At 68.7% G+C, this 20,780-nt stretch carries 21 protein-coding genes and 3 pseudogenes; 14 read left to right on the plus strand and 10 right to left on the minus strand.

From position 1 onward, the window contains the following. Nucleotides 1-124 precede the first annotated feature (124 nt). Nucleotides 125-769, minus strand: a complete 645-nt coding sequence (locus tag VMD50_RS09285; RefSeq protein WP_325427052.1) for a TIGR03085 family metal-binding protein — start codon at nucleotides 767-769, stop codon at nucleotides 125-127. Nucleotides 770-985: 216 nt separating this feature from the next. Between VMD50_RS09285 and VMD50_RS09290 the strand changes: the two genes are divergently transcribed. Beyond that, nucleotides 986-1,792, plus strand: a complete 807-nt coding sequence (locus VMD50_RS09290) for a PE family protein (protein WP_325427054.1) — start codon at nucleotides 986-988, stop codon at nucleotides 1,790-1,792. A gap of 34 nt (nucleotides 1,793-1,826) precedes the next feature. Continuing rightward, nucleotides 1,827-2,900: a PPE family protein gene (locus VMD50_RS09295; RefSeq protein WP_325427056.1), complete on the plus strand. Its 1,074-nt coding sequence runs from the start codon at nucleotides 1,827-1,829 to the stop codon at nucleotides 2,898-2,900. A 6-nt stretch (nucleotides 2,901-2,906) separates the two neighbouring features. Here VMD50_RS09295 and VMD50_RS09300 read toward each other — a convergent pair whose 3' ends face one another. Continuing rightward, complete coding sequence (locus tag VMD50_RS09300; RefSeq protein ID WP_325427058.1) at nucleotides 2,907-3,332, minus strand: hypothetical protein; 426 nt, start codon at nucleotides 3,330-3,332, stop codon at nucleotides 2,907-2,909. 41 nt (nucleotides 3,333-3,373) lie between these two features. On the opposite strand from VMD50_RS09300, the gene VMD50_RS09305 reads away from it, so the two are divergent. Then, the gene (locus tag VMD50_RS09305) at nucleotides 3,374-4,648 is read left to right on the plus strand and encodes an alpha/beta hydrolase (protein WP_325427060.1); all 1,275 of its coding nucleotides are present in this window, start codon (nucleotides 3,374-3,376) and stop codon (nucleotides 4,646-4,648) included. Here VMD50_RS09305 and VMD50_RS09310 read toward each other — a convergent pair. Then, on the minus strand, nucleotides 4,645-5,256 hold the full coding sequence (locus tag VMD50_RS09310; RefSeq protein ID WP_325427062.1) for a TetR/AcrR family transcriptional regulator: 612 nt from the start codon (nucleotides 5,254-5,256) through the stop codon (nucleotides 4,645-4,647). The genes VMD50_RS09305 and VMD50_RS09310 overlap by 4 nt on opposite strands. A 63-nt stretch (nucleotides 5,257-5,319) precedes the next feature. On the opposite strand from VMD50_RS09310, the gene VMD50_RS09315 reads away from it, so the two are divergent. Further along, a complete protein-coding gene (locus tag VMD50_RS09315; protein ID WP_325427064.1) occupies nucleotides 5,320-5,736 on the plus strand; it encodes a DUF1707 domain-containing protein in 417 nt (138 codons plus the stop codon). On the opposite strand, the gene VMD50_RS09320 is transcribed toward VMD50_RS09315, so the two are convergent. Together VMD50_RS09320 and VMD50_RS09325 are read right to left on the minus strand one after the other, a co-directional pair. Continuing rightward, on the minus strand, nucleotides 5,733-6,530 hold the full coding sequence (locus tag VMD50_RS09320) for a lysophospholipid acyltransferase family protein (protein ID WP_325427066.1): 798 nt from the start codon (nucleotides 6,528-6,530) through the stop codon (nucleotides 5,733-5,735). The two genes, VMD50_RS09315 and VMD50_RS09320, sit on opposite strands and share 4 nt — an antisense overlap. Nucleotides 6,531-6,631: 101 nt before the next feature. Then, a complete protein-coding gene (locus tag VMD50_RS09325) occupies nucleotides 6,632-7,066 on the minus strand; it encodes a protease inhibitor I42 family protein (protein WP_325427068.1) in 435 nt (144 codons plus the stop codon). A gap of 149 nt (nucleotides 7,067-7,215) precedes the next feature. Here VMD50_RS09325 and VMD50_RS29830 point away from each other — a divergent pair. The 8 genes and pseudogenes from VMD50_RS29830 to budA form a co-directional block, all read left to right on the plus strand. Continuing rightward, nucleotides 7,216-7,494: pseudogene (locus tag VMD50_RS29830) on the plus strand (MauE/DoxX family redox-associated membrane protein); the annotation flags it as partial. A gap of 113 nt (nucleotides 7,495-7,607) precedes the next feature. Continuing rightward, nucleotides 7,608-8,282, plus strand: coding sequence for a hypothetical protein (locus VMD50_RS09335; protein ID WP_325427072.1), 675 nt, complete (start codon nucleotides 7,608-7,610; stop codon nucleotides 8,280-8,282). 171 nt (nucleotides 8,283-8,453) lie between these two features. Continuing rightward, complete coding sequence (locus VMD50_RS09340) at nucleotides 8,454-10,046, plus strand: Na+/H+ antiporter (protein WP_325427074.1); 1,593 nt, start codon at nucleotides 8,454-8,456, stop codon at nucleotides 10,044-10,046. Between the two features lie 8 nt (nucleotides 10,047-10,054). Continuing rightward, nucleotides 10,055-10,902, plus strand: a pseudogene (locus VMD50_RS09345) (AAA family ATPase). 50 nt (nucleotides 10,903-10,952) lie between these two features. Beyond that, on the plus strand, nucleotides 10,953-11,606 hold the full coding sequence (locus tag VMD50_RS09350) for a TetR/AcrR family transcriptional regulator (RefSeq protein ID WP_414686031.1): 654 nt from the start codon (nucleotides 10,953-10,955) through the stop codon (nucleotides 11,604-11,606). Then, nucleotides 11,599-12,976: pseudogene (locus VMD50_RS09355) on the plus strand (FAD-dependent monooxygenase). Before VMD50_RS09350 ends, VMD50_RS09355 begins: the two are co-directional and overlap by 8 nt. 26 nt (nucleotides 12,977-13,002) lie before the next feature. Further along, on the plus strand, nucleotides 13,003-14,694 hold the full coding sequence (alsS, locus tag VMD50_RS09360; RefSeq protein WP_325427078.1) for an acetolactate synthase AlsS: 1,692 nt from the start codon (nucleotides 13,003-13,005) through the stop codon (nucleotides 14,692-14,694). Nucleotides 14,695-14,704: 10 nt separating this feature from the next. Continuing rightward, nucleotides 14,705-15,484 (plus strand): acetolactate decarboxylase, encoded by a 780-nt coding sequence (gene budA / locus VMD50_RS09365; protein ID WP_325427080.1) that lies wholly within the window; start codon nucleotides 14,705-14,707, stop codon nucleotides 15,482-15,484. A gap of 4 nt (nucleotides 15,485-15,488) precedes the next feature. On the opposite strand, the gene VMD50_RS09370 is transcribed toward budA, so the two are convergent. Further along, nucleotides 15,489-15,902, minus strand: a complete 414-nt coding sequence (locus VMD50_RS09370; RefSeq protein ID WP_414686032.1) for a DUF4190 domain-containing protein — start codon at nucleotides 15,900-15,902, stop codon at nucleotides 15,489-15,491. A gap of 128 nt (nucleotides 15,903-16,030) precedes the next feature. Here VMD50_RS09370 and VMD50_RS09375 point away from each other — a divergent pair, with 128 nt between their 5' ends. Beyond that, nucleotides 16,031-17,155, plus strand: a complete 1,125-nt coding sequence (locus tag VMD50_RS09375) for a glycosyltransferase (RefSeq protein WP_325427082.1) — start codon at nucleotides 16,031-16,033, stop codon at nucleotides 17,153-17,155. Here the strand turns inward: VMD50_RS09375 and VMD50_RS09380 are convergent, their stop codons facing one another. From VMD50_RS09380 to VMD50_RS09390, 3 genes are all read right to left on the minus strand, one after another. Continuing rightward, a complete protein-coding gene (locus VMD50_RS09380) occupies nucleotides 17,156-17,860 on the minus strand; it encodes a TetR/AcrR family transcriptional regulator (RefSeq protein WP_325427084.1) in 705 nt (234 codons plus the stop codon). It abuts the gene before it with no gap. Next, a complete protein-coding gene (locus VMD50_RS09385) occupies nucleotides 17,844-18,296 on the minus strand; it encodes a hypothetical protein (protein ID WP_325427086.1) in 453 nt (150 codons plus the stop codon). Before VMD50_RS09385 ends, VMD50_RS09380 begins: the two co-directional genes overlap by 17 nt. An 84-nt stretch (nucleotides 18,297-18,380) precedes the next feature. Continuing rightward, a complete protein-coding gene (locus VMD50_RS09390; RefSeq protein ID WP_325427088.1) occupies nucleotides 18,381-18,704 on the minus strand; it encodes a DUF732 domain-containing protein in 324 nt (107 codons plus the stop codon). A gap of 257 nt (nucleotides 18,705-18,961) precedes the next feature. Here VMD50_RS09390 and VMD50_RS09395 point away from each other — a divergent pair, with 257 nt between their 5' ends. Then, nucleotides 18,962-19,810, plus strand: coding sequence for a sulfurtransferase (locus VMD50_RS09395; protein WP_325427090.1), 849 nt, complete (start codon nucleotides 18,962-18,964; stop codon nucleotides 19,808-19,810). 18 nt (nucleotides 19,811-19,828) lie between these two features. Here VMD50_RS09395 and VMD50_RS09400 read toward each other — a convergent pair whose 3' ends face one another. Then, nucleotides 19,829-20,731 (minus strand): 5'-methylthioadenosine/S-adenosylhomocysteine nucleosidase family protein, encoded by a 903-nt coding sequence (locus VMD50_RS09400; RefSeq protein WP_325427092.1) that lies wholly within the window; start codon nucleotides 20,729-20,731, stop codon nucleotides 19,829-19,831. Between the last annotated feature and the right edge of the window lie 49 nt (nucleotides 20,732-20,780).

A 20,780-nucleotide genomic window follows, 5' to 3' on the forward strand; every position in this document is an offset into this window, starting at 1 on the left:
GCCGGCCTGCACCAGGGTTCCCAAATCGAGCGCGCAGATAACGCGTGTCGCTATGAGATGGACGCACACGGTGGCCCTTCCGCCAGAGACTCGTGTGGCCAATGTGACTCAGCGGGCCACTGATTCACATGCCGAAGTGCGTGCGTTGCATCGCCGCGACGGCGCCGGCGGGTCCGTTCACATCGACGCGCGCGGCGGCCTGACGCCCAAAGAGATACAAGAGGAGCTCGCCGGGAGGCCCGCTGAGAAGCGCCGTGGGTGAGCCCGGGCGAACCGTCAGCCGCTGTTCGGTCCCGGTCCACTCGACCGCCAGACCGCACCCGCGCAGCCGCCGGCTCAGAAAGCGGCCGCCGCGGCGAACGTTTCGCCACAACCCGGCGTCCATGGCCGGCGTCAGGCTACGAACGGCGAGCCCATTGGCCCTGCGGACGTCCTCGTGGTGGACGAAGAACTCGTTGAGGTTCGCCATGTCGCGCACCCACGGGATGCGGAAGAACCCAGCGGGCGGGCCGGACCGGATCAGCGCGACGAGGCCGGCAAAGTCTTCACGACGGGCCAAACGAGCCCGGCGCCGCTCGGCGAACCGTTCGAACGGCCCGGGCAGAACCAAGCACGGGCCGGCGATGAAATCGTGTTCACGCAACACCAAATGCGCCGCGAGATCGTGCGCGGTCCAGCCGTCGAGCAGCGTGGGAACCGAAGGACCAAGCTCGTCGAAAAGATCGCACAGCTCACGGCGCTCTTGCGCGTCCAGCGGGACATCGGCCATGCCTAAGGCTATCCACTAACGGAACTAGATGCTGAGAACCCTTGAGCGCGGCCGCATTGCGTTGGAGCATGAAACCGAGGGTGCCTGACATGATGCGTCACCGGCTCCGGACAGCGGCTCCGTCCCAAGGTCTTTCCTTGCGCAACGACGGAGGAGCCAGTTCGTCTCCGATTCTTTGGCGACGAAAAGCACCGATATCCACCCAAGGAGGCGTCCATGTCATTCGTGACCACACAGCCCGAAGCGTTGGTTTATGCGGCGGGCAAGCTGCAAATTATCGGCTCCGCGATGGCCGGCGAGAGCGCGGCCGCGGCGGCACCGACGACAGGGTTGATTCCCGCGGCCGCCGACGAGGTATCGGTACTGCAGGCAACGATTTTCGCCGCGTACGGCAGCCTGTACCAGTCGGTCAACGCCCAGGCCACGGCGATTCACGAGCTGTTCGTGAGCACCTTGGGGGCCAGCGCCGGTTCCTACGCGTCCACTGAGTCCCTCAACTCCGTTGCCACCGCTTCGCCCGTGGCGCAACAGGTCTCGAGTCTCTTCGGCGCCGCCGCCGCCGCGGCCGACCCCCCGCCGGGGGCCAACCTCGCCAACATCGTCGACATCGGGCTCGGCAACTGGGACTCCGCCTCGTCGGACCTGCTCGGCATGTGCGGCGGAGGTATCCTGCCCGCCGCCAACGAGACCGGCGAAATCGCAGCCGTGGCGCCGGCCGGCGTGGACGGAACAGTTCTGGCGGGCGCGCCGGCGCCGGTAGCCCCGGCGGGTGTAGGCGCCCTTACCGTGGCGCCGGGCCTGGGCCAGGCGGTGCCACCGAATTGGGCCGCAGGGGCCGGCCCGGCGGCGAGCCCCGGCGCGGTGACGACCGCGGGCTGGACCGCCCCGGCGCCGCAAAGCACACCGGTGACGACCGTGCCGGCCGCGATGCCCGCGGTGGGCACGGCCGGGAAAGCCGCCGGCCTGGGTGCGCCGCGGTACGGCGTCAAACCCACCGTGATGGGACGTCCGACGGCCGTCTAGTCGATCAATTCGCTTGCACGAGAAGGGACTTGCAATGGACTTCGGAGCGCTACCCCCGGAGGTCAACTCCGCACGCATGTATGCCGGTCCGGGCGCGGGACCGATGATGGCCGCCGCGGCGGCATGGAACACCCTGGCGGCCGAACTGGTTTCGACGGCCGCCGGCTACGAGTCGGTGATCACCGAGCTCACCGGCGAGTGGCTCGGCTCGGCGTCGGCATCGATGGCCGCCGCGGTCCAGCCGTACGTGGCGTGGCTCAACGTCACCGCCGGGCACGCCCAGCGCGCCGCGTCGCAGGCGACGGCATCGGCCGCCGCCTTCGAAACGGCCTTCGCGGCGACCGTGCCCCCGCCGGTGATCGCGGCCAACAGAGCTCAGCTGGCGGCACTCGTCGCGACCAACTTCCTGGGTGTCAACACCCCGGCGATCATGGCCACCGAGGCCCATTACGCGGAGATGTGGGCCCAGGACGCCGCCGCCATGTACGGTTACGCCGCCTCCTCTGCGATCGCCGGGATCTTGAACCCCTTGACCCCGCCGGCGCCGACCGCCACCCCGGCCGGCCAGGCCGGGTTGATGCAAACCATCGCCAGTTTGCCCAATGCGGTTGCGGCACTGGCTTCCCCGGCCGCCGCGGTACCGGCCCAGGCCACGCCCGTCCTCGGCTACCCGATCGTGGCGAACACCATCAACGGGCTGGTGAACGCCACCTCGTGGTGGGTCATGAACACCATCCCCAATTCGGTGTTGCTGAGCCACGCCATCAACGGTGCCCCGGCGACCGCCCTCGCGGCCACCACCGCGCCCGCTGTGGCGCCGGCCGGCGCTACCGGCCTCGGCGGGGCGCAGGTGCTGGCGGGTTTGGGCCGGGCGTCCACCGTCGGCGGATTGTCGGTGCCGGCCGGTTGGTCCGCGGCCGCACCGGCGACGAGCCCCGCCGCTTCGGCGTCAGCGGGCTCGGGCTGGGCCGTTGCCCCGGAGGAAGCGACCCCGGTGACGGCGGTGCCGGCCGGGATGCCGATGGCCATGGCCGGCACAACCTCCGGCCTCGGCGGGCCGCGATACGGATTCAAACCCACCGTGATGCCGAAATCGGTCCTCGTATAACGCGGGTCAAGGCGCCGCTCTGAGTTGGATGGGGTTGGTTTGCGTGTATCCGGCCGGTCGACCGCACGCCGTCTCCGTGTAGACCTGTTGATCCGTGCCGGCAAGGGTATTGGGGTCCCACGTGATGTGGGCGTTCGCGGCGTAAGGGACTCTGATGCCGTCCGCGCAACGTACGTTGTCGAACATGTCGAGCACCCATTGACCATCGATCAATTGCGCTCTGCTGGTTCCATTCCCGGCCTTGACGTCGACACATCCGTCGCCGCAAGGATTGACGTTCCAATCGGTGACATATTTCTGGCCGGCTGGGCTGGTCTCGGTGAGGACGTAGTGGCCGATCATCTCCGGAGCGCCGGACGCCGAAGGGGTCGTCAGGCCCGCAGCCACGGCGGCCAAGGTCGCGAGTGGGGCAATCGCGTGGGTGATGTCCATGTTCCGGTTTTACTCCCTTGCCCACCTCGTAAGGTGACCGTATGCAAAAGGCTCGACTCATTGACCACCTCCGGCAGATCGCGTCGCTGGTGGTCACGGCGGTAACGGCCCTGTCCACCCTCAACGCCTATCGACCGCTGGCGCGCACCGGCTACCTGTCGCTGTTCTCGTGGATGTTCGGCCTCGTCGTCACCGAACTACCGCTGCAGACCATGGCCAGCCAGCTCGGCGGGCTGGCGTTGACGTCCCGCCGCCTGATACGGCCGGTGCGAACCCTCGCGTGGATCACAGCGACGATCTCGGCGCTGGGCCTGCTGAACTTCAGCCGTTCCGGCCACCAGGCCAACGTGCCGCTCAGCAAGGCGCTGGACGACGGCCTGGGGCCCTCCAGACGCACCGACTCCGAGGGCCTGTGGCGCAAGCCCACCGGCGCCGGCAGCGCCAAGACGCCCGGGCTGCTGCGCATGATGCGGGTCTACCGCGACTACGCCCACGACTCCAACATCAGCTACGGCGAATTCGGCAGCGCCAACCACCTGGACATCTGGCGGCGGCCCGACCTCGACCTGAGTGGCAAGGCGCCGGTGCTCTTCCAGATCCCGGGCGGCGCCTGGACGACGGGAAACAAACGCGGACAAGCGCATCCACTGATGAGTCACCTCGCCGAACGCGGCTGGATCTGCGTGGCGATCAACTATCGGCACAGCCCCCGCAACACCTGGCCCGCCCACATCGTCGACGTCAAACGCGCCCTCACCTGGGTCAAAGCCAACATCGCCGACTGCGGCGGCGACCCAAACTTCATCGCCATCACCGGGGGTTCGGCCGGCGGCCACCTGTCGGCGCTGGCGGCGCTGACGCCCAACGACCCGCAATTCCAGCCCGGATTCGAGGACGCCGACACCAAAGTGCAAGCGGCCGTGCCGTTTTACGGGATCTATGACTTCACCCGCCTCGACGACTCGCTGCACGCCATGATGCCGGGGCTGCTGATCAAATCCATCATCAAGCAGCGACCCGCCACGAACCTGCAGACGTTTATTGATGCGTCGCCCATCCATCACGTCAACGCCGACGCTCCCCCATTTTTCGTGCTGCACGGCCAAAACGACTCGCTGGCCTTCGTCGAGCAGGCGCGCGCATTCACGACCAAGCTGCGCGAAGTCAGCAACCGGCCCGTCGTGTACGCCGAATTGCCGTTGACCCAGCACGCTTTCGACATCTTCGGCTCGGCCCGCGCGGTACACGCCGCGGTCGCCGTCGAGCAATTCCTGGCCGAGGTGTACACGGCACAGCTGAAGGCCAATGTCGCCTAGCCGCTGAGTAATTGGGCCACCACGCCCGGGATCATGGCCTCCGGGTCGTCCTGAATCCCGACCGCGGTCAGCTCGCCGCCGATGGCAAGGGAGGCGACGCCGTGCACCAGCGACCAGAGCGGCGCGGCAGCCGAACGCGGGTTGCCGGCGTCGACGATCCCGGCCGCCTGGCACCTGGTGATCGCCTCGAGTAGGTCGCCGAACGCCCGGTCCGCGGCGACGCCCAGGCCCGGGTGGTCGGCCTTGGCGATCTCCGATCCGAACATCACCCGGTAGTGGTCCGGGTGGGCGATGGCCCAACGCACGTAGGCACGGCCCAGTTCGACCACCCGGGCCTTCGGGTCCGGCGCGGCCTCGGCGGCGGCGGCCAGCTCGGCGTGCAGGTCGCGGAAGCCCTGCTCGGCGACGGTGGCCAGCAGCTCGGCCTTGTCGGCGAAGTGCCGGTACGGGGCCGCGGCGCTGACGCCGGCGCGCCGCGCCGCCTCGGTCAGCGTGAAGCCCTTCGGCCCCTTCTCGGCCACCAGCGACAGCGCGGCGCTGGTCAGCGCCCGTTTGAGGTCGCCATGGTGGTAGCTGTCGCGCCGCACCGCGGTGGTTTTCCGTGCCATGTTGACGACATTAACATCGTGGTCTATGTTAATGCTATTCACATCAGCCGAAGGGACGCAGCCATGACCGTGACGACCGACCGCATCGGCAACCGCGACCGGCAGACGACCGCCGACCGCCTGGGCCAGGCGCTCGCGCAAGGTTATCTGGAATTGGACGAGTACGAGCAGCGCGTGCAACGGGTGTTCCAAACGCACACCGCCGGGGAGCTCACCGAAGTCGTCGCCGATCTGCCGCTCCACCGCCTCTGGCGCGCCGATCCCCGCCGTCGCGCCGCCAAAGCCGCCGCGGCCCGACTCGGGGTGCGCATTCACCTCGGCGCCTACCTCGCGATGACCGCCATCGTGCTCACCGTCTGGGCGGCGGTCGCGGTCACGAGCGGCGCCACGTACTTCTGGCCGATCTGGCCCATGCTCGGCGCGGCGATCGGCCTCGTCAGCCACGCCCTGGCCGTCCGGCCCATCACGAAACCGGCCTAACCGAGTATCGGGAAGCGCCGCTTGCGCGCCAGCTCGTCGAGGCCCTTCTGCATCAGGCCGCGCACGAGCGCATCGAGGTGCTCGACGTCGGGCGCCTCCCCGAATTCGGCGGTGACGTAAATCGGCTTCAACACCTCGGTGACGATCTTGGTGGGCAGCGGCACGTTGACCGGCGCCAGGACGCTCAGCCCAAATGGCCACCCGAAAGTAATCGGCAGGATGTCGGTTCGGAAGAACTTGCGCTCGAACTTGGTGAGCCGAAGCAGGCGCGATAGCCAGGTGCCGCGGCTGAGGTACAGCTGGCCCTCCTGCCCACCGATGGATACCGCGGGCACGATCGGCGCACCCGCCTCGATGGCCGTGGTCACGTAGCCGGTTCGGCCGCCGAAGTTGATGACGTTCTCCCGCATGCTGGGCCGGTACACGTCGAAATCCCCGCCGGGGAAGACCAACACGACGGCGCCCGAAGCCAATGCCTTCGCGGCGTTGTCGCGCGTGGCACGGATCACCCCGGTGCGGTTGAGGAATTCGCCGGCCGGCCCGGCGAATATCGTGTCGAACCCCAGCGCAAAGAGCGGGCGCTCATAACCGAATTTGTCGTAATAGTCGACGGCGAACACCGAGAGGTCGAACGAAATGAGGCCGCCGGAATGGTTGGAGACCACCAGCGATGCGCCGGGTGGGATGTTGTCCAGGCCGCGGACCTCGGAGCGGAAATAGCGCTTGACGATCGGCCGGGTCAGCGCGACGACGTGCTCGGTCAGGCCGCGATCCCATTTGTCGATGTCGCTCATTCACCGATTCTCGGCCGCCGACATAGCGGCCAATAGAGCATTTGGTCAGCTAAGACAACCGCGGCGCCGTCGGCGCGATCTTCTTTTTGCCCCGAAAACGTTTACTGCACCGTCACGTTCGCGGTGTATTTGCACGCGGGTTGGGTGTTCTTGCCTACGAAGCTCGTGTACGAGGTGCTGATCGTCGTCGTCCCCGGTTTCAGGGCCCTGAACGTCCACACCTCCGTGCCCGGTGCCCCCAGTGCGTCGGAGGTGGGCTGGACAAACTCGTGGCTGGTTTGCTTGACGATCGTCGAATCGCCGATCTTCGTGTCGATCGCCCACCGGTACGGGGTGGAGTAGTTCGAGCCCAGCTTCACCGTCAGCGTGTTGCCGACCGCCAGCGTGACGTTCTGGGTGATGGCGCTCTGCTTCAGCACGTCGCTCATGGGTACCTCGAGGGTCTTGTTGTTCGGCGGGTTCCTGGACCCGAACGCGCAGCCCACGGCAGTCCACGCGATGAGCACCGCGACTGCCAGGAGCAGCCTGGTCTTCACGAAATTCCCCCTTCAATTCCGCCACGAAAGGCCTCAGTACCTTAATATCCCAGCTTCGCCTTCGCGGTGACGGTGGGCGGCGAGACAACCGCACCGGTGCCTAAGATCCGCAGATGGCCATCTTGGTGGCGCGACTGCTCCTGGCGGGAATGTTCTCGGTCGCCGCGTTGACGAAGCTGTCAGATCGCGGCGGCGTGCGGGAGGCGATGACGGCATTCGGAGTGCCAAGGGCGGCTGCGACATTCGCGGGATCGGCACTGATCGCGGGCGAGTTCGCCATCGCGGCGCTCCTGGTGGCGGAGCCGCGAATCGGCGCGGTGGCCGCGTTGGTCGCGCTCGCGGGGCTCAGCGCGGTCGCGCTGGTGAGCCTCGCGCGTGGCCGGCGCCTGAAGTGTCATTGCTTTGGGCGGCTGTGCGCCGGGCCGCTGGGATGGCCGGCCCTGGCCCGGAACGGATGCTTCGCGGCGCTGGCCGCATGGGTGGCCGCTGGCGGTGACTTCGGTTGGCCCCTAACAGCTTTCGCGATGATCATGCTCGGGCTGTGGCTCGGCCCCGCGTCACCGTCGCCCTGGTCAACGGCGGCCCCGCCGGCCACGGCGTGCCGATGGAGCTCATCGACGAGCCGCGGGCGTCGTTTGCGGCCTACGGCATCACCGCCACGCCCAGCGCGGTGCTCATCGACCAGGGTCGCAGGAACAGCCTGCCCAGCAACGTCGACGCCTTCGAGGTCGACGGCGCCTGGTTGTGCAACCAGACCTTTGCGTTGTGCACGACCGCGCCGTGCGTGCCGTCGCCCACCGATCCCGGTGTCTCGGTGTGCGACTGCGTGGTCGTCAACGGCTACTCGGTCGGATTCCGCAATTGCAACGACCGCGCACAGTCGGGCAACAAGGTGCGATCGGCGTTCTCCACGGTCAACGTCAACGCGAATTTCGGTGTGCTGAGCTGCCCGTCCGGGGTGCCGTGGGCCAACTGCCTCGACGTCGAATGCGAGATCGATCCCACCAACCCCGCGGTGGCCAAGTGCCAATGCCTGATGGTCACGACCGGCGAGTGGCGGACCTTCGCCGGCGGCTGCCAAATCGCCACCTGCACGTCGACCATCTGGTCGGCCGCCACCCCGGACCTGCCGGCCACGGCCCAGTACCGCAAGGGGATGAGCCAGATCGGTCAGCCCGTCAACTTTCCGAAGACCTGTCCCGCGACGCATTCCTAGCTCGGCGGTTTGGGGCGCGCTGCGACTGCTCGTGAGGTGGCACTCCACCCGACTCCCGGATTTGGTAGCGCATGCGCCACCGCTTTTGAGATTCGCCTGGCACCCCGGACACGGCGTTGAGCCCCTGACCCGCGCACCGCGCAAACCCGGTGGGTCCGGCAGGATGGGCTGGTGTTTGGCCTCGTCCTCGTCGTCGCGCTCGTCTCCACCGTCATCCTGGGGACGGTCATCGGCCGGCGCTACCGCGTGGGCCCCCCGGTGCTGCTCATCCTGCTGGGCGCGCTGCTGGGTCTGATTCCCCACTTCGGCAACGTCAAGATCGACGGCGAGATCGTGCTGCTGCTGTTCCTGCCCGCGATCCTCTACTGGGAAGGGCTCAATACCAGCTTCCGCGAGATCCGGGCGAACGCGCGCATCATCATTTTCCTCAGCATCGCCCTGGTGATCGCCACCGCGGCGGCGGTGTCGTGGACGGCGCGAGCGCTGGGCATGGACCCCCACGCGGCGGGCGTCCTGGGCGCCGTGCTCTCTCCCACCGACGCCGCCGCGGTGGCCGGCCTCGCCAAAAAGCTTCCGCGCCGGTCGCTGACCGTGCTGAAGGCCGAGAGCCTCATCAACGACGGCACCGCGCTGGTGCTGTTCGCCGTCAGCGTCCACGTCGCGATCGGCGGGGCCTCGATCAGCCCGCTCCAGGTCACCGGCCGGTTCGTCCTTTCCTACCTCGGCGGCATCGCCGCCGGGCTGCTGGTCGGCGGATTAGCGACGCTGGCCCGCAAACGAATCGACGCCCCGCAAGAGGAGGGGGCCCTGAGCCTGCTGACGCCGTTCGCGGCGTTCCTGCTGGCCCAGGCGTTCGACTGCAGCGGCGTGGTCGCGGTGATGGTGTCGGCCCTGGTGCTCGCCTACGCCGGCCCGGTGGTGATCCGGGCGCGCTCCCGCCTCACCGCCTTTGGGTTTTGGGACATCGCGACGTTCCTGCTCAACGGCTCGCTATGGGTGTTCGTCGGAGTCCAGATCCCGGGCGCGCTGCGCGGTATCGCCCACGTCGATGGCGGGCTTCGCCACGCCGCCTACCTCGCCCTCGCCATCACCGGCGTCGTGATCGCCTCCCGGATCCTGTGGGGCGAAATCACCACCGTCCTGATACGAGTCGTCGACCGCCGCCAGGCTCAGCGCGAACGCCGCGTCAGCTGGCGTCAGCGTTTCGTCACCGTGTGGGCGGGATTCCGCGGGGCCGTGTCGCTGGCCGCGGCGCTGGCCGTCCCGACGGTCACGCTCAGCGGCGCGCCGTTCCCGGACCGCAGCCTGCTCATCTTCATCGTGGTCGTCGTCATCCTGGTGACCGTCCTGGTGCAGGGCACCACCCTGCCGGCGGTAGTCCGCTGGGCCAAGATGCCCGACGACGTGTCCTACGTCCAGGAATTGGAACTGGCCCGAACCCGCGGCGTTCAGGCCGCGCTCGACGCGCTGCCCGCGGTCGCCGACGAGGTCGGCATCGGCGACGATCTGCGGCGGCGCCTGCAGAAGGAATACGAGGAAAAGGCCGCGCTCGCGAAGGCCACCGAGGACGGTTCGCCGTACAGCCGCCTGCTCAAGGGCAAGGAGAAGGTCCGGCGGGTGCGGCTCGGCGTGCTCGAACACAAGCGCCGCGAAATCACCGCCCTGCGAAACCAAAACCTCATCGACGACATCGTGCTGCGCGAGCTGCAAAACGAGATGGACCTCGAGGAAGTGCAGCTCCTCGACGCCGCCGACGACGAGTAGGGCGATTGATGTTGCAGACGGTCGCCATCCGCGGGTACCGCTCGCTGCGCGAGGTGATCGTGCCGCTGGGCGGGCTGTCCATCGTCACCGGGGCCAACGGCGCCGGGAAGTCGTCGCTCTACCGCGCGCTGCGGCTGCTGGCCGATTGCGGCCGCGGCGAGGTAATCGGCTCGCTCGCCCGCGAAGGCGGGCTGCAATCGGTGCTTTGGGCCGGCCCCGAACAGCTGACCGGCGCCCGGCGCACGGGCAAGGCGCAGGCGACCGTGCGCACCCGGCCGGTGTCGCTCGAATTGAGCTTCGCCGCAGACGATTTCGGCTATCTCGTCGACCTCGGCATTCCGCAGTCGGCCGGGCCCGGCTCGGCCTTCGCCCGCGATCCCGGGATCAAGCGGGAAGCGGTGTTCGCGGGCCCGGTGCTGCCTTCGACGACCTGAGCCGCTTCGTCGCCGACGCGTTCGAGGGCGCGACGCTCTCGGTCGCCGTTCATGACGGGCTGTTCGACCTTCAGCTGAAACAGCGCGGCATGCTGCGCCCGCTGCGGGCGGCCGAATTGTCGGACGGCACATTGCGATTCCTGCTGTGGGCCGCCGCGTTGCTCAGCCCGCAGGCGCCTTCGCTGATGGTGCTCAACGAGCCCGAAACTTCCCTGCACCCGGACCTGGTGCGACCGCTCGCGTCGCTGATCCGCGCCGCCGCCGCCCAGACTCAGGTCGTGGTGGTCACGCATTCCCGCGCCCTGGCCGAGGCCGCCGGCGACGAGGCCGTCGAAATCGAGCTCTACAAGGAGTGGGGCGAGACGCGCATCGCCGGCCAGGACCTGCTGACCACGCCGCGCTGGGACTGGGGCAAACGCTAGAACTTGCCCGTCAGGCAATCTTGCCCACCGTGCAACTTTGGCGTACGTTGGTGCCCGTGACCGACCAGCCGCCCGGACTGCGCGAGCGCAAGAAGGCCGACACCCGGCGCGCGCTCAGCGACGCCGCGCTGCAGCTGGCGTTCGAGCGCGGGCTGGAAAACGTCACGCGCGACGAGATCGCCGGCCTGGCCGGGGTTTCGCTGCGCACCTTCAGCAACTACTTCGGCGGTAAGTACGAAGCGTTGGCCTACCGGCAGACCGAACGGATGCGCCGCGGCGTCGCGATGCTTCGGCAGCGCCCCGCCGACGAACCGCTGTGGACGGCACTCATGCATGCGGTGCTCAAACCCCTGGAAGAGAATTTCGACGATTTCTACGGCGACGAGAATCAACTGCCGAGCCGCAGGGAGCTTGTCGAAGTCCGCAAGCTGCTGATGAACTCGCAGGTGCGTAACGCCTTGCCGCAGCAGCTTTTTGACGAGCTAATCGAGGTAATCGCCGAACGCACCGGCACCGACCCGGAGCGCGACCTGTACCCGTGGCTGGTGGTGGCCGTCGTGCGCGCCGTCGGCGACGCGGCGGCCGAGGCCTACGTGCGGGCGGACCCGCCGGTGGCCATCACGGAGTTGGTCCGCGACGGCTTCGCCGCCGTCGCCGCGGGCCTGCCCGAACCCAGCAAACGCAAGGAGCCACAGCATGACTGACGAACACGCCGGCATCGTCATCTCCGGCGCCGGGCCCAACGGGCTGATGCTCGCCTGCGAGCTGGCGCTGGCCGGCATCCGGCCCGTCGTGCTGGACGCATTGCCCGGACCCAGCCCCGAGCCCAAGGCCAACGGCCTTGTCGGGCAGGTGGTTCGGATGCTCGACATGCGCGGCCTGTATCAAGTGTTCACCGGAGACCCCAACCCGCCACGACCCGTCTACGGGTGGATCTTCGCCGCCATGACGCTGAACTTCCCGGACATGCCCGACAACCCGATGTACGCGCTGCCCATCCAACAGCCGCGAGTGGTGCGGCTGCTGGAGAAGCGGGCGCGCGACCTCGGGGTGGACCTGCGCTGGGGACACGAACTCACCGGCCTGCGCCGGGAGCCGAAATCCGTTGAGCTGACGGTATCGTCGCCGGAGGGCGAGTACCGCATCGCCGCCGGGTATCTGGTGGGCGCCGACGGCGGCCGCAGCCTGGTGCGCAAGACCGTGGGCATCGACTTCCCCGGCACCACCTCCGACCTGGTGGGCCGGCTCGCACACGTGCACATCCCCGACGGACTCCGCCGCGCCGACGGCGGCCTCGACGTCCCCGGATTCGGCCGGATCGCGTTCGGCCACAACCGGTTCGACCGCGGCGGCGTCATCTTCGCCGAGTTCGAACCCGGCCGGTCGCTGTTCGGCACCTTCGAATTCTCGCCCCCGGTCGAGGACACACCGATGAGCCTGGACGAACTGCGCGCCAGCGCACGCCGGGTGCTCGGCGTCGACGTCCCCCTCGGGGAACCGAAAGGCCCGGGGCCGCAAGCCCTGGAAACTCGCGGCCCACCTCAACGGCTGGGCGCCCGCGGGACTGCTCGACACCTACGAGTCCGAACGCCACCCCGTGGGCGAACGGGTCATGATGCACTCGCAGGCGCAGACCGCGCTGGTGTCGCCGGGTCCGGAAGTCGCCGCGCTGCGAGCGCTCATGGGCGAGCTCTTCGCGATTCCCGACGTCTCCCGGCACATGGCGAGGCTGCTGGCCGGCAACGACGTGCGGTACGACGTCGGCGACGACCACCCGCTGTCGGGCCGGCCGGTGCCCGAGTTGACCCTCGGGGACGGCCGGCGCGTCGCCGAGCTGCTCCACGACGCCCGCCCGGTCCTGCTCGATTTCGACGGCGGCGCCGGCGAAACGGCGCGCGGATGGGCCGATCGCGTCGACGTCATCGAGGCGGCCACCGCCGAGCGGCCCGCCGCGGCGCTGCTGTTGCGGCCGGACGGCTACGTCGCCTGGGCGGCCGACGCATTCGGGGCGGACGAGGAAACGGGCCTGCGCGCCGCGCTGGGGCGCTGGTTCGGTCCCGAGTCGAGCGGATAGCCGCGCCAGCGACCAGACTGGGCTGCGTGGCCCCCACGAATCCCGGTGCACCGGTGCGCAGCGCGCAGAAGATCGTCGACGTGCTCTCCGCGCAGGGCGTCGAGTACGTCTTCGGCGTGCCCGGAGCCAAGATCGACGCCGTCTACGACGCCCTGGTCGACGGCGGCCCAAGGCTGGTGGTGTGCCGCCACGAACAAAACGCGGCGTTCATGGCGGGGGCGATCGGTCGCCTCACCGGCAACCCGGGGGTGGTGCTGGTGACGTCCGGTCCGGGCACCACCAACCTGGCGACCGGCCTGCTCACCGCGACCACCGAACAGGATCCGGTGGTCGCGCTGTGTGGCGCGGTGCGCCGCGAGGACCGGCTCAAGCGCACCCATCAGTCGATGGACGCCGCCGCGATGCTCCGGACGGTCACCAAGTTCACCGGCGAGATCAACGACCCGGACAACGCCGTCGAGGCCACCGTCGGCGCGTTCCGCGCCGCGGCCAGCGAGCCGCGCGGTGCGGCCGCCGTCGTCCTGCCCGCCGACGTTCTGGCCGCTCCGACGACGGCGGGCATCACCGCCCGGCTGCCGATCCCGCCGCTGGGGGCCGCCCCGGCCCACGCCGTCGACCGGGCGGGCGAGCTCATCCGCGCCGCGCGCCGGCCGGCGCTGCTGGTCGGCATCCGCGGCGCCGACCCGGACAGCTGCGCGGCGCTGCGCTCCCTGGTCGCCGCGACCGGGCTGCCCGTCGTGGAAACCTTCCAGGCCGCGGGGGTGATCTCCCGCGCGCTCGAGGATCACTTCCTCGGCCGGGTGGGCCTGTTCCGCAACCAGCCCGGCGACGTCATCCTCGACCACGCCGACGTGCTCGTAACCATCGGCTACGACTCCGTGGAATACGACCCGGTGCAGTGGAACAACGACCCGAAGCTTCAAGGGCGCACCATCGTGCACATCGACGCGGTGCCCGCCGACATCGACAACCACTATCAGCCGACGCTGGAACTGCTCGGCAACGTCGCGGCGACGCTCACCGCACTGACCGGCAGCCTCGCCCGCCTCACCCTCACCACCGATTACCAGCACCAGATCGCCGAGCAGCGAAAAGCGTTGGCAGACATAGACACCGCCGCACGCAACAATGCGCCCCGCGGTCCCGGGCTCAATCCCGTCGCCGTCGTGCTGCGCCTGCGCGACGAACTCGACGACACCGCCACCATCGCCTGCGACATCGGCTCGGTCTACATCTACATGGCGCGCCACTTCCGCGTCTACGAACCCAGGCGGCTGCTGTTTTCCAACGGACAGCAGACCCTGGGCGTGGCGCTGCCCTGGGCGATGGCCGCCTGCCTGGTGCGTCCCGGCACCCCCGTGGTATCGGTTTCCGGGGATGGCGGATTCCTGTTCTCCGCCCAGGAACTCTCGACCGCGGCCCATCTGGGGCTGACGTTCACCCACATCGTCTTCCGCGACAACAGCTACGACATGGTGGGCTTCCAGGAGGTCCTGAAGTACCGGCGCAAGTCCGGCGTGCAACTCGCCGACTACGACATCGTCAGCTACGCGGCCGCTTTCGGCGCCCGCGGCTACCGGGTAAAGACCTTGGACGAGTTCAGTGCCACCCTGCGCCAAGCGCTGGCCGAGGACGGCCCCTCGCTGATCGACGTCCCGGTGGACTACAGCCGCAACACCGACCTCGCCGGGCAACTGCACGACGACCCCTTCGAATGAGACGGGAAACATGAGCAACGCGCACGAGCGGTTCCGTCATTGGGCCACAACGATTCTCAGTCACCATCACCATGACGACGAGGTGTATCAGTTCTCCACGATCAGCGCCCTGCTCGACGGCGTCTACGACGGCGACGCCACCGTCGCCGACATCCTGCGCCACGGCGACTTCGGCCTGGGCACCTTCAACCACCTCGACGGCGAAATGGTCATCCTCGACGGCGTCTGCTACCGGCTGCGCGCGGACGGCAGCGCCGGCCGGGCGGCGCCGACCGACCGCACCCCGTTCGCGGCGGTCACGCGATTCCACACCGACTTCGAGATCCCGGTCCAGACCCGCACCGGGCGAGCCGAGGTGACCGGAGCGATCGACCGCCGAATCCAAAGCCCCAACCTGATTTACGCGATCAAGATCACCGGGCGCTTCGCCGAACTGCACACCCGCACGGTGATGGCGCAGAAGCCGCCCTATCCCCCATTGACACAGGCGACAGAAGACCAGGCCGAGACCGTGTTCACCGACGTGCCGGGCACGGTGGTCGGGTTCCGCACCCCGGACTTCGAACAGGGCATCTCCGTGGCGGGATACCACCTGCACTTCCTGAATGAGGATCGCACCGCCGGCGGGCACGTCCTCGACTTCAGCCTCGAGCACGGAACGGTCGCGGTCAGCGGCGCTTCGCAACTGCACCTGAGCCTGCCCACCTCCGGTGCGTTCCTCGGTGCGCGGCTGTCCGGCGACGACCTCGCCGAGCGGATCGGCAAAGCCGAAGGGCCCAAAGACGGTTGACGACTCACCAGCCAATCTGTTTGCGACACAGGGACTCCAAGAATGGCGGACACTCCTTGAGGCACAAGTAGTTTGGATACGCCGTACCCGCCCCTTTGACGCACGATCGAAATTCCTGCCAGCCGCTGTACTCCAGATACGCCAAGGAAGCGAGAAGGGTCGCGGGCACGACGGCCGCCAAGAGCCCGAGCGCGACACCGGCGAGCGCGACGCCGCCTCCGGTGGCATTGCCGCGCTTGACTCGCCGACGCGCGACAACGCCGGTCCACACGGCGATCACGCCGAGGATGACGGCGGCCGCCGCGGCCAGCACGTAGACGACGCTCTGCGTCGCCTCGATGCCGGAGCCGGCGGCGAGCTCAACCGACCAGAAGGCCGCGAGGGCAACAACCGCCACGGCCAGCGACACGAAGCTCAATTTGGATGTCATTTGATGGCCGATTATGGCGTGTCGCCTGGCGTCGAGCAGTGGAAATTCACAGATTGTTCAGGCACGCGTAGGCTCCCCATCGATGACTGCACATGCGCGCCGCGTGTTCTCGCGGTATGCGCGTTGTACAGGTCGCCAACTTCTACGGCCCTCGCTCCGGCGGCCTGCGCACCGCGGTGGACCGGCTCGGCGCGGAATACTGCGCCACCGGGCACGAGGTGTTCCTCATCGTCCCCGGCCGCAGCCCCGAACGTACCCGGCTGCCCACCGGCGTGGTGCGAATCACGATGCCCGCCCGGTTGATTCCCTGCACCGGAGGCTACCGCGCCGTGATGCCGGGGCCGGTCAAGGCGCTGCTGAAAGCGCTCAAACCCGACGCGTTGGAGGTGTCCGACCGGCTCACGCTGAGGTCGCTGGGGCCGTGGGGCCGCGACTACGGCGCCAACACGGTGATGATCTCCCACGAACGGCTGGATCGCCTTGTGGGGCAGGTGCTTCCGCGTCGCAGCGCCGAGCGGTTCGCGGACTTCGCCAATCGCCGCACGGCCGCCAACTACGACACCGTGGTGTGCACGACGGCGTTCGCGCGCGAGGAGTTCGACCGGATCGGCGCGACGAATACCGTCACCGTCCCGTTGGGCGTGGATCTGCAGACGTTTCACCCGCGCCGGCACTCGTACCTGGTGCGGCGGCGCTGGGCCGCCCCGCAACAGATCCTGCTGGTTCACTGCGGCCGGCTATCGGTGGAAAAGCGCGTCGACCGCAGCATCGACGCGCTCGGCGCGCTGTGCCATGCCGGTGTCGACGCTCGGCTGGTCGTCGTGGGCGAGGGGCCGCTGCGGGCCCGGCTGGAAAGGCAGGCCTCCCGGCTTCCGATCGACTTCACCGGCTTCATCAATGACCGGCATACCGTCGCGGGGCTGCTGGCCACCGCCGACGTGACGCTGGCGCCCGGGCCGCACGAGACGTTCGGGCTGGCCGCGCTCGAATCGCTGGCCTGCGGAACGCCTGCGGTGGTGTCGCGCACGTCGGCGCTGACCGAGATCGTCACGCCCGACAGCGGCGCCCTGGCCGACAACGACCCGTTCGCCATCGCCTGGGCGGTCGGCGCGGTCGTCGGCCGGCCCGAACACCACCGCCGCAGCTCCGCCCGGCGCCGCGCGGAGAACTTCACCTGGGAACGGGCCGCCGCCGGCATGCTGGCGTCGCTGCGGACCACCGGTTCCCGGCGGAGCGCCTAGTCAATAGGCCTTCGGCAGCGCCGCGACCATCGCCTCGACCTGCGCGCGCGTCAGCGTGGTGATGCTTCCGTCGGCCAGCCCGAGGATGCGGTCGGCGGCGAGCCCGTGCAGCCTGAATCGCGTTGTCAGAGAGTCGATTGCCCGCTCCCGGGACGACTCGTCGGGGGCCTGCAACACCGCCAGGATGTTCGTGTTCGTCCGCGCCGCGAGGCCATAGATCATGTCGGCGACGCCCTCGGGATCGAACGTGTCGAAGACGCCCTCGGCGACGCCGTCGGATATCAGCCGCGTCAGCAGGGGCAGGAACAACGCTTCCTCGACGGCCTGGATCCGCGCGTACAGCTGGGCATTGTCCGGGCGCAGCAACGACACCATCGCGGCCAGCTGCTCGGGCCCCCCCGCCTTCATATTCATGTCAACGCTGGTCCGCAAGGCCGCGTTGAGCCGGGCCAACGCGTCGCCGCCGCACGCGGCGACGGCGTCGCCCACGGCGGTGAACGCTTCGCCCGCGCTGCGCTCGACCAATGCGGTGATCAGCGCTTCCTTGGACGGAAACCAGTGGTAGAAGGCGCCTTTGGAGACCCCGGCGTCGGCGATCAGGTCGTTGAGGCTGACGTTGTCGTAACCGTCGCGCAGGAATAACACGGCCGCCCGGTCGAGCAGCTCCGCCCGGCGGATGTCGGGGTGCTTAACTACCCGCGGCATGCCGGCGATCGTCGGTCGGGTGTTCCGGCTTCCAGCCGACGTAGGTCAGGTAGAGGCCGGCCGAGGCGAGGCAGGCGAACAGCACCCAGATCACGGCCGACGCACCCGAGCTGTAGATGGCGTCGCCGGCCGCGTCGTAGGCCCGGGGAACGGTCAGCAGGAGCAGGCCGCGTATCAGGAAGAACCACCCGATGACCGAAACGATGATCGCCGAAGGGCTGCGCCAATACTGGTGAAACGCGATGATGAAAAGGCCGGCCGCCAAAAGAATGGCGCCGTAGAGCCACGGCCACATCGGGTTGGCCTTGAATTCGTTGAACAGTTCCTCCATGTACTGCCCGCGCACCGCGACGGTGGTCGGCACGATGGTGAGGAACGGTCCCATCACCCGGGCGAACATGCGGGTGCGGATCTGTGACTGCTCTGAGCCGCTCATTGCTCTACCTCCGTGGTCGCCCACGAAGTATAAGCAGACCGGTGGTCGGTATACCAGACCACCGGTCGGTCGCGGCCGGGCCTGTTAGCCGCCGGGCTTGTTGGGACTGTGCTTGCCCGGGCAGTAATCCGCGGTCGCGGCGCCGATGAACGTCTCGGCCTGCGCCTGGGTCAGCTTGTGCGATCCCGTCAGCTGGTCGATCTCGTCCTTCTGGGTGTAGCCGGCTTCGAGGTCCTGACACATCACGTGCGCCATGTTCACGGCCTGGGCCGGCGAACCCAGGTTGATGCCGTGCGACGTGAGGTAGTCGGCGAAGTCCTGGTCCGTCTGGTCGGCGTGCGCGACGGCGGGCACCCACATGACTGCCAGCAGAGCGCCGAAGGCGCACGCGGAGATTTTCTTTTTCATTTCCCCATCACTTTCAAAGCTTCGACGCCCAATATAACGAATGGTCGCGCGCGAACGGGTCGGTGGTCAATAGCCCGCCGGCGCAACGCCCCTCGCAAGCCAAAGTTCAATCCGCCGTTCAGTTTTAGTTCCGAATGAGTTTAATTCCGGGCGCCCGGCCGGCCTCGTTTCCGAAACAAGAGTTCACCTCGAGTTCCGATGGCGTTCACCCCGCGGGCCGCGGCTAGGCTCACTGGAAACGGCAAGGAGGTGCGCCAGTGCGCGCGCGCGACGAGGTGCTGATCACGGCCACCGAGCTGGCCCGCCTGATCGACGCCGGCGACCCGCCGGCGATACTCGACGTCCGTTGGCGGCTCGACGATCCCGACGGCCGCGCGGCCTACCTCGGGGGCCACGTACCGGGCGCGGTGTATGTGTCGCTGGAAGACGAACTGAGCGATCACAGCGTGACCGGGCGCGGGCGTCACCCGCTGCCGTCCGGGCGCAAGCTGCAGGTGGCCGCGCGCCGATGGGGCGTCCGGCAGGCCGATTTGGTCGTGGTGTACGACGACTGGAATCGCGCCGGTTCCGCGCGGGCGTGGTGGGTGCTGACCGCGGCCGGCCTGGAGGAGGTGCGCATCCTGGACGGCGGCCTGCCCGCGTGGCGCTCGAGCGGAGGGAACCTCGAGACGTGCCCGGTCCACCCGCGGGCCGGGAATGTGACTGTGCCGCACGATGATCTGTACACCGGCGCTCGGGCCACGCTGACGGCCGAGCAAACCGGCGATGTGGCGCTGCTGGACGCGCGCGCACCGGAACGCTTCCGCGGCGACGTCGAACCGCTGGACCCCGTCGCCGGTCACATCCCCGGCGCCGAGAACCTGCCCAGCGGCGCCGTTCTGTCGCAGGACGGCACCTTCATCGGCGATAAGGCCCTGAGCCGATTGCTGTCCGACCATGGCGTCGATGGAGACGGCCGCGTGGGCGTCTATTGCGGCTCGGGGGTCACCGCGGCCGTCACCATCGCCGCGCTCGCCGCGACGGGTCGGGAAGCCGCGCTGTATCCGGGGTCGTGGTCGGAGTGGTGTTCGGATCCGACCCGGCCGGTTGGTCGCGGCACCGAATAGCCTGCGCGCGCAGACAACTCAGATGCCGGTGCAGCTCTGCAGGAAGGCCGCGGCCACCCGGGCGGCGTTCTTCGCCGCGATCCGCCTGTAGAAGAAGAACTCGAACGGGAAGCCCGGCAGGTGCAGCGGGTCGCCGGCCCCATCCGAAATGCCGCGGATTCCGAGGAAGGGCACCCCGTGCGCGTCGGCGACCGCCTGCACCGCCGCCGACTCCATGTCCGTCGCGTCGAAGGCGGGGTTCGACATCGACGCGATGTTCAGGTTGCCGATCAGAGCCTTCCGCAGCCAGGGCCCGGCCGCCGCAAAGAAGTTGCCCGTGTAGAACAGTGAGCGATCCGGCGCGCCGCGGGGTTGACATCCGAAAACGTCGCCGCCGTTGGGGATGCACGGAAACGCCTGGCCGTTGTTGTTGTCGGAGCTGACCCCGTCGCCACCGACCACCAGCCGTGGCCGGCGCTTCAGATCGACCAGCTTGACGCGCGGGGCTTTGTTGCGCAGGTAATTAACGCCTTCCAGCTCGACGCTCAGCGCTTGCGCCGCGGCCAGCAAGCCGGGATCGACCGGGTGAAACGTCGCGCCGTTGTCCAGGGACCAGCGGGCCGGCACGGTGACGTCCCCGATGCCGACGCGTGCACCGCCGCCGGCGACACCCGAGAACAGCACCGCGCCAATCGAAACCGATGACGCGCACGTGAAACGGGCGAAGGCGGTCCGGGCGGTCTCGGTCGCGTTCACCAGGCCGATGCCGGTCATCGCCACGATCACCTTCGTGTCGCCGATCGAGCCGAGGTAAAAGCGCCGACGGCCGGCCCGCACCACCGGGTGGCGATCCAGCGTGGCGTAAGACAGCACCGCGTCGGCTTCGGCAGGGAAGGCCGACAGCACCAGCGTCCGCTGTTCGCACGATTTTCTGTCGGTCATGAATCCCGACACTCGCTAACTTATCGACGTGGCCAATGTGATGGCTTGA

This window comes from Mycobacterium sp. (assembly GCF_035506235.1).
Lineage (GTDB): Bacteria > Actinomycetota > Actinomycetes > Mycobacteriales > Mycobacteriaceae > Mycobacterium.

What these genes read in the sequence shown, in the direction of transcription:
- VMD50_RS09285 (WP_325427052.1), bottom strand. Translation starts at nt 769, where the DNA reads ATGGCCGATGTCCCGCTGGACGCGCAAGAGCGCCGTGAGCTGTGCGAT.
- VMD50_RS09290 (WP_325427054.1), top strand. Translation starts at nt 986, where the DNA reads ATGTCATTCGTGACCACACAGCCCGAAGCGTTGGTTTATGCGGCGGGC.
- VMD50_RS09295 (WP_325427056.1), top strand. Translation starts at nt 1,827, where the DNA reads ATGGACTTCGGAGCGCTACCCCCGGAGGTCAACTCCGCACGCATGTAT.
- VMD50_RS09300 (WP_325427058.1), bottom strand. Translation starts at nt 3,332, where the DNA reads ATGGACATCACCCACGCGATTGCCCCACTCGCGACCTTGGCCGCCGTG.
- VMD50_RS09305 (WP_325427060.1), top strand. Translation starts at nt 3,374, where the DNA reads ATGCAAAAGGCTCGACTCATTGACCACCTCCGGCAGATCGCGTCGCTG.
- VMD50_RS09310 (WP_325427062.1), bottom strand. Translation starts at nt 5,256, where the DNA reads ATGGCACGGAAAACCACCGCGGTGCGGCGCGACAGCTACCACCATGGC.
- VMD50_RS09315 (WP_325427064.1), top strand. Translation starts at nt 5,320, where the DNA reads ATGACCGTGACGACCGACCGCATCGGCAACCGCGACCGGCAGACGACC.
- VMD50_RS09320 (WP_325427066.1), bottom strand. Translation starts at nt 6,530, where the DNA reads ATGAGCGACATCGACAAATGGGATCGCGGCCTGACCGAGCACGTCGTC.
- budA (WP_325427080.1), top strand. Translation starts at nt 14,705, where the DNA reads ATGAGCAACGCGCACGAGCGGTTCCGTCATTGGGCCACAACGATTCTC.
- VMD50_RS09375 (WP_325427082.1), top strand. Translation starts at nt 16,031, where the DNA reads ATGCGCGTTGTACAGGTCGCCAACTTCTACGGCCCTCGCTCCGGCGGC.
- VMD50_RS09380 (WP_325427084.1), bottom strand. Translation starts at nt 17,860, where the DNA reads ATGCCGCGGGTAGTTAAGCACCCCGACATCCGCCGGGCGGAGCTGCTC.
- VMD50_RS09385 (WP_325427086.1), bottom strand. Translation starts at nt 18,296, where the DNA reads ATGAGCGGCTCAGAGCAGTCACAGATCCGCACCCGCATGTTCGCCCGG.
- VMD50_RS09390 (WP_325427088.1), bottom strand. Translation starts at nt 18,704, where the DNA reads ATGAAAAAGAAAATCTCCGCGTGCGCCTTCGGCGCTCTGCTGGCAGTC.
- VMD50_RS09400 (WP_325427092.1), bottom strand. Translation starts at nt 20,731, where the DNA reads ATGACCGACAGAAAATCGTGCGAACAGCGGACGCTGGTGCTGTCGGCC.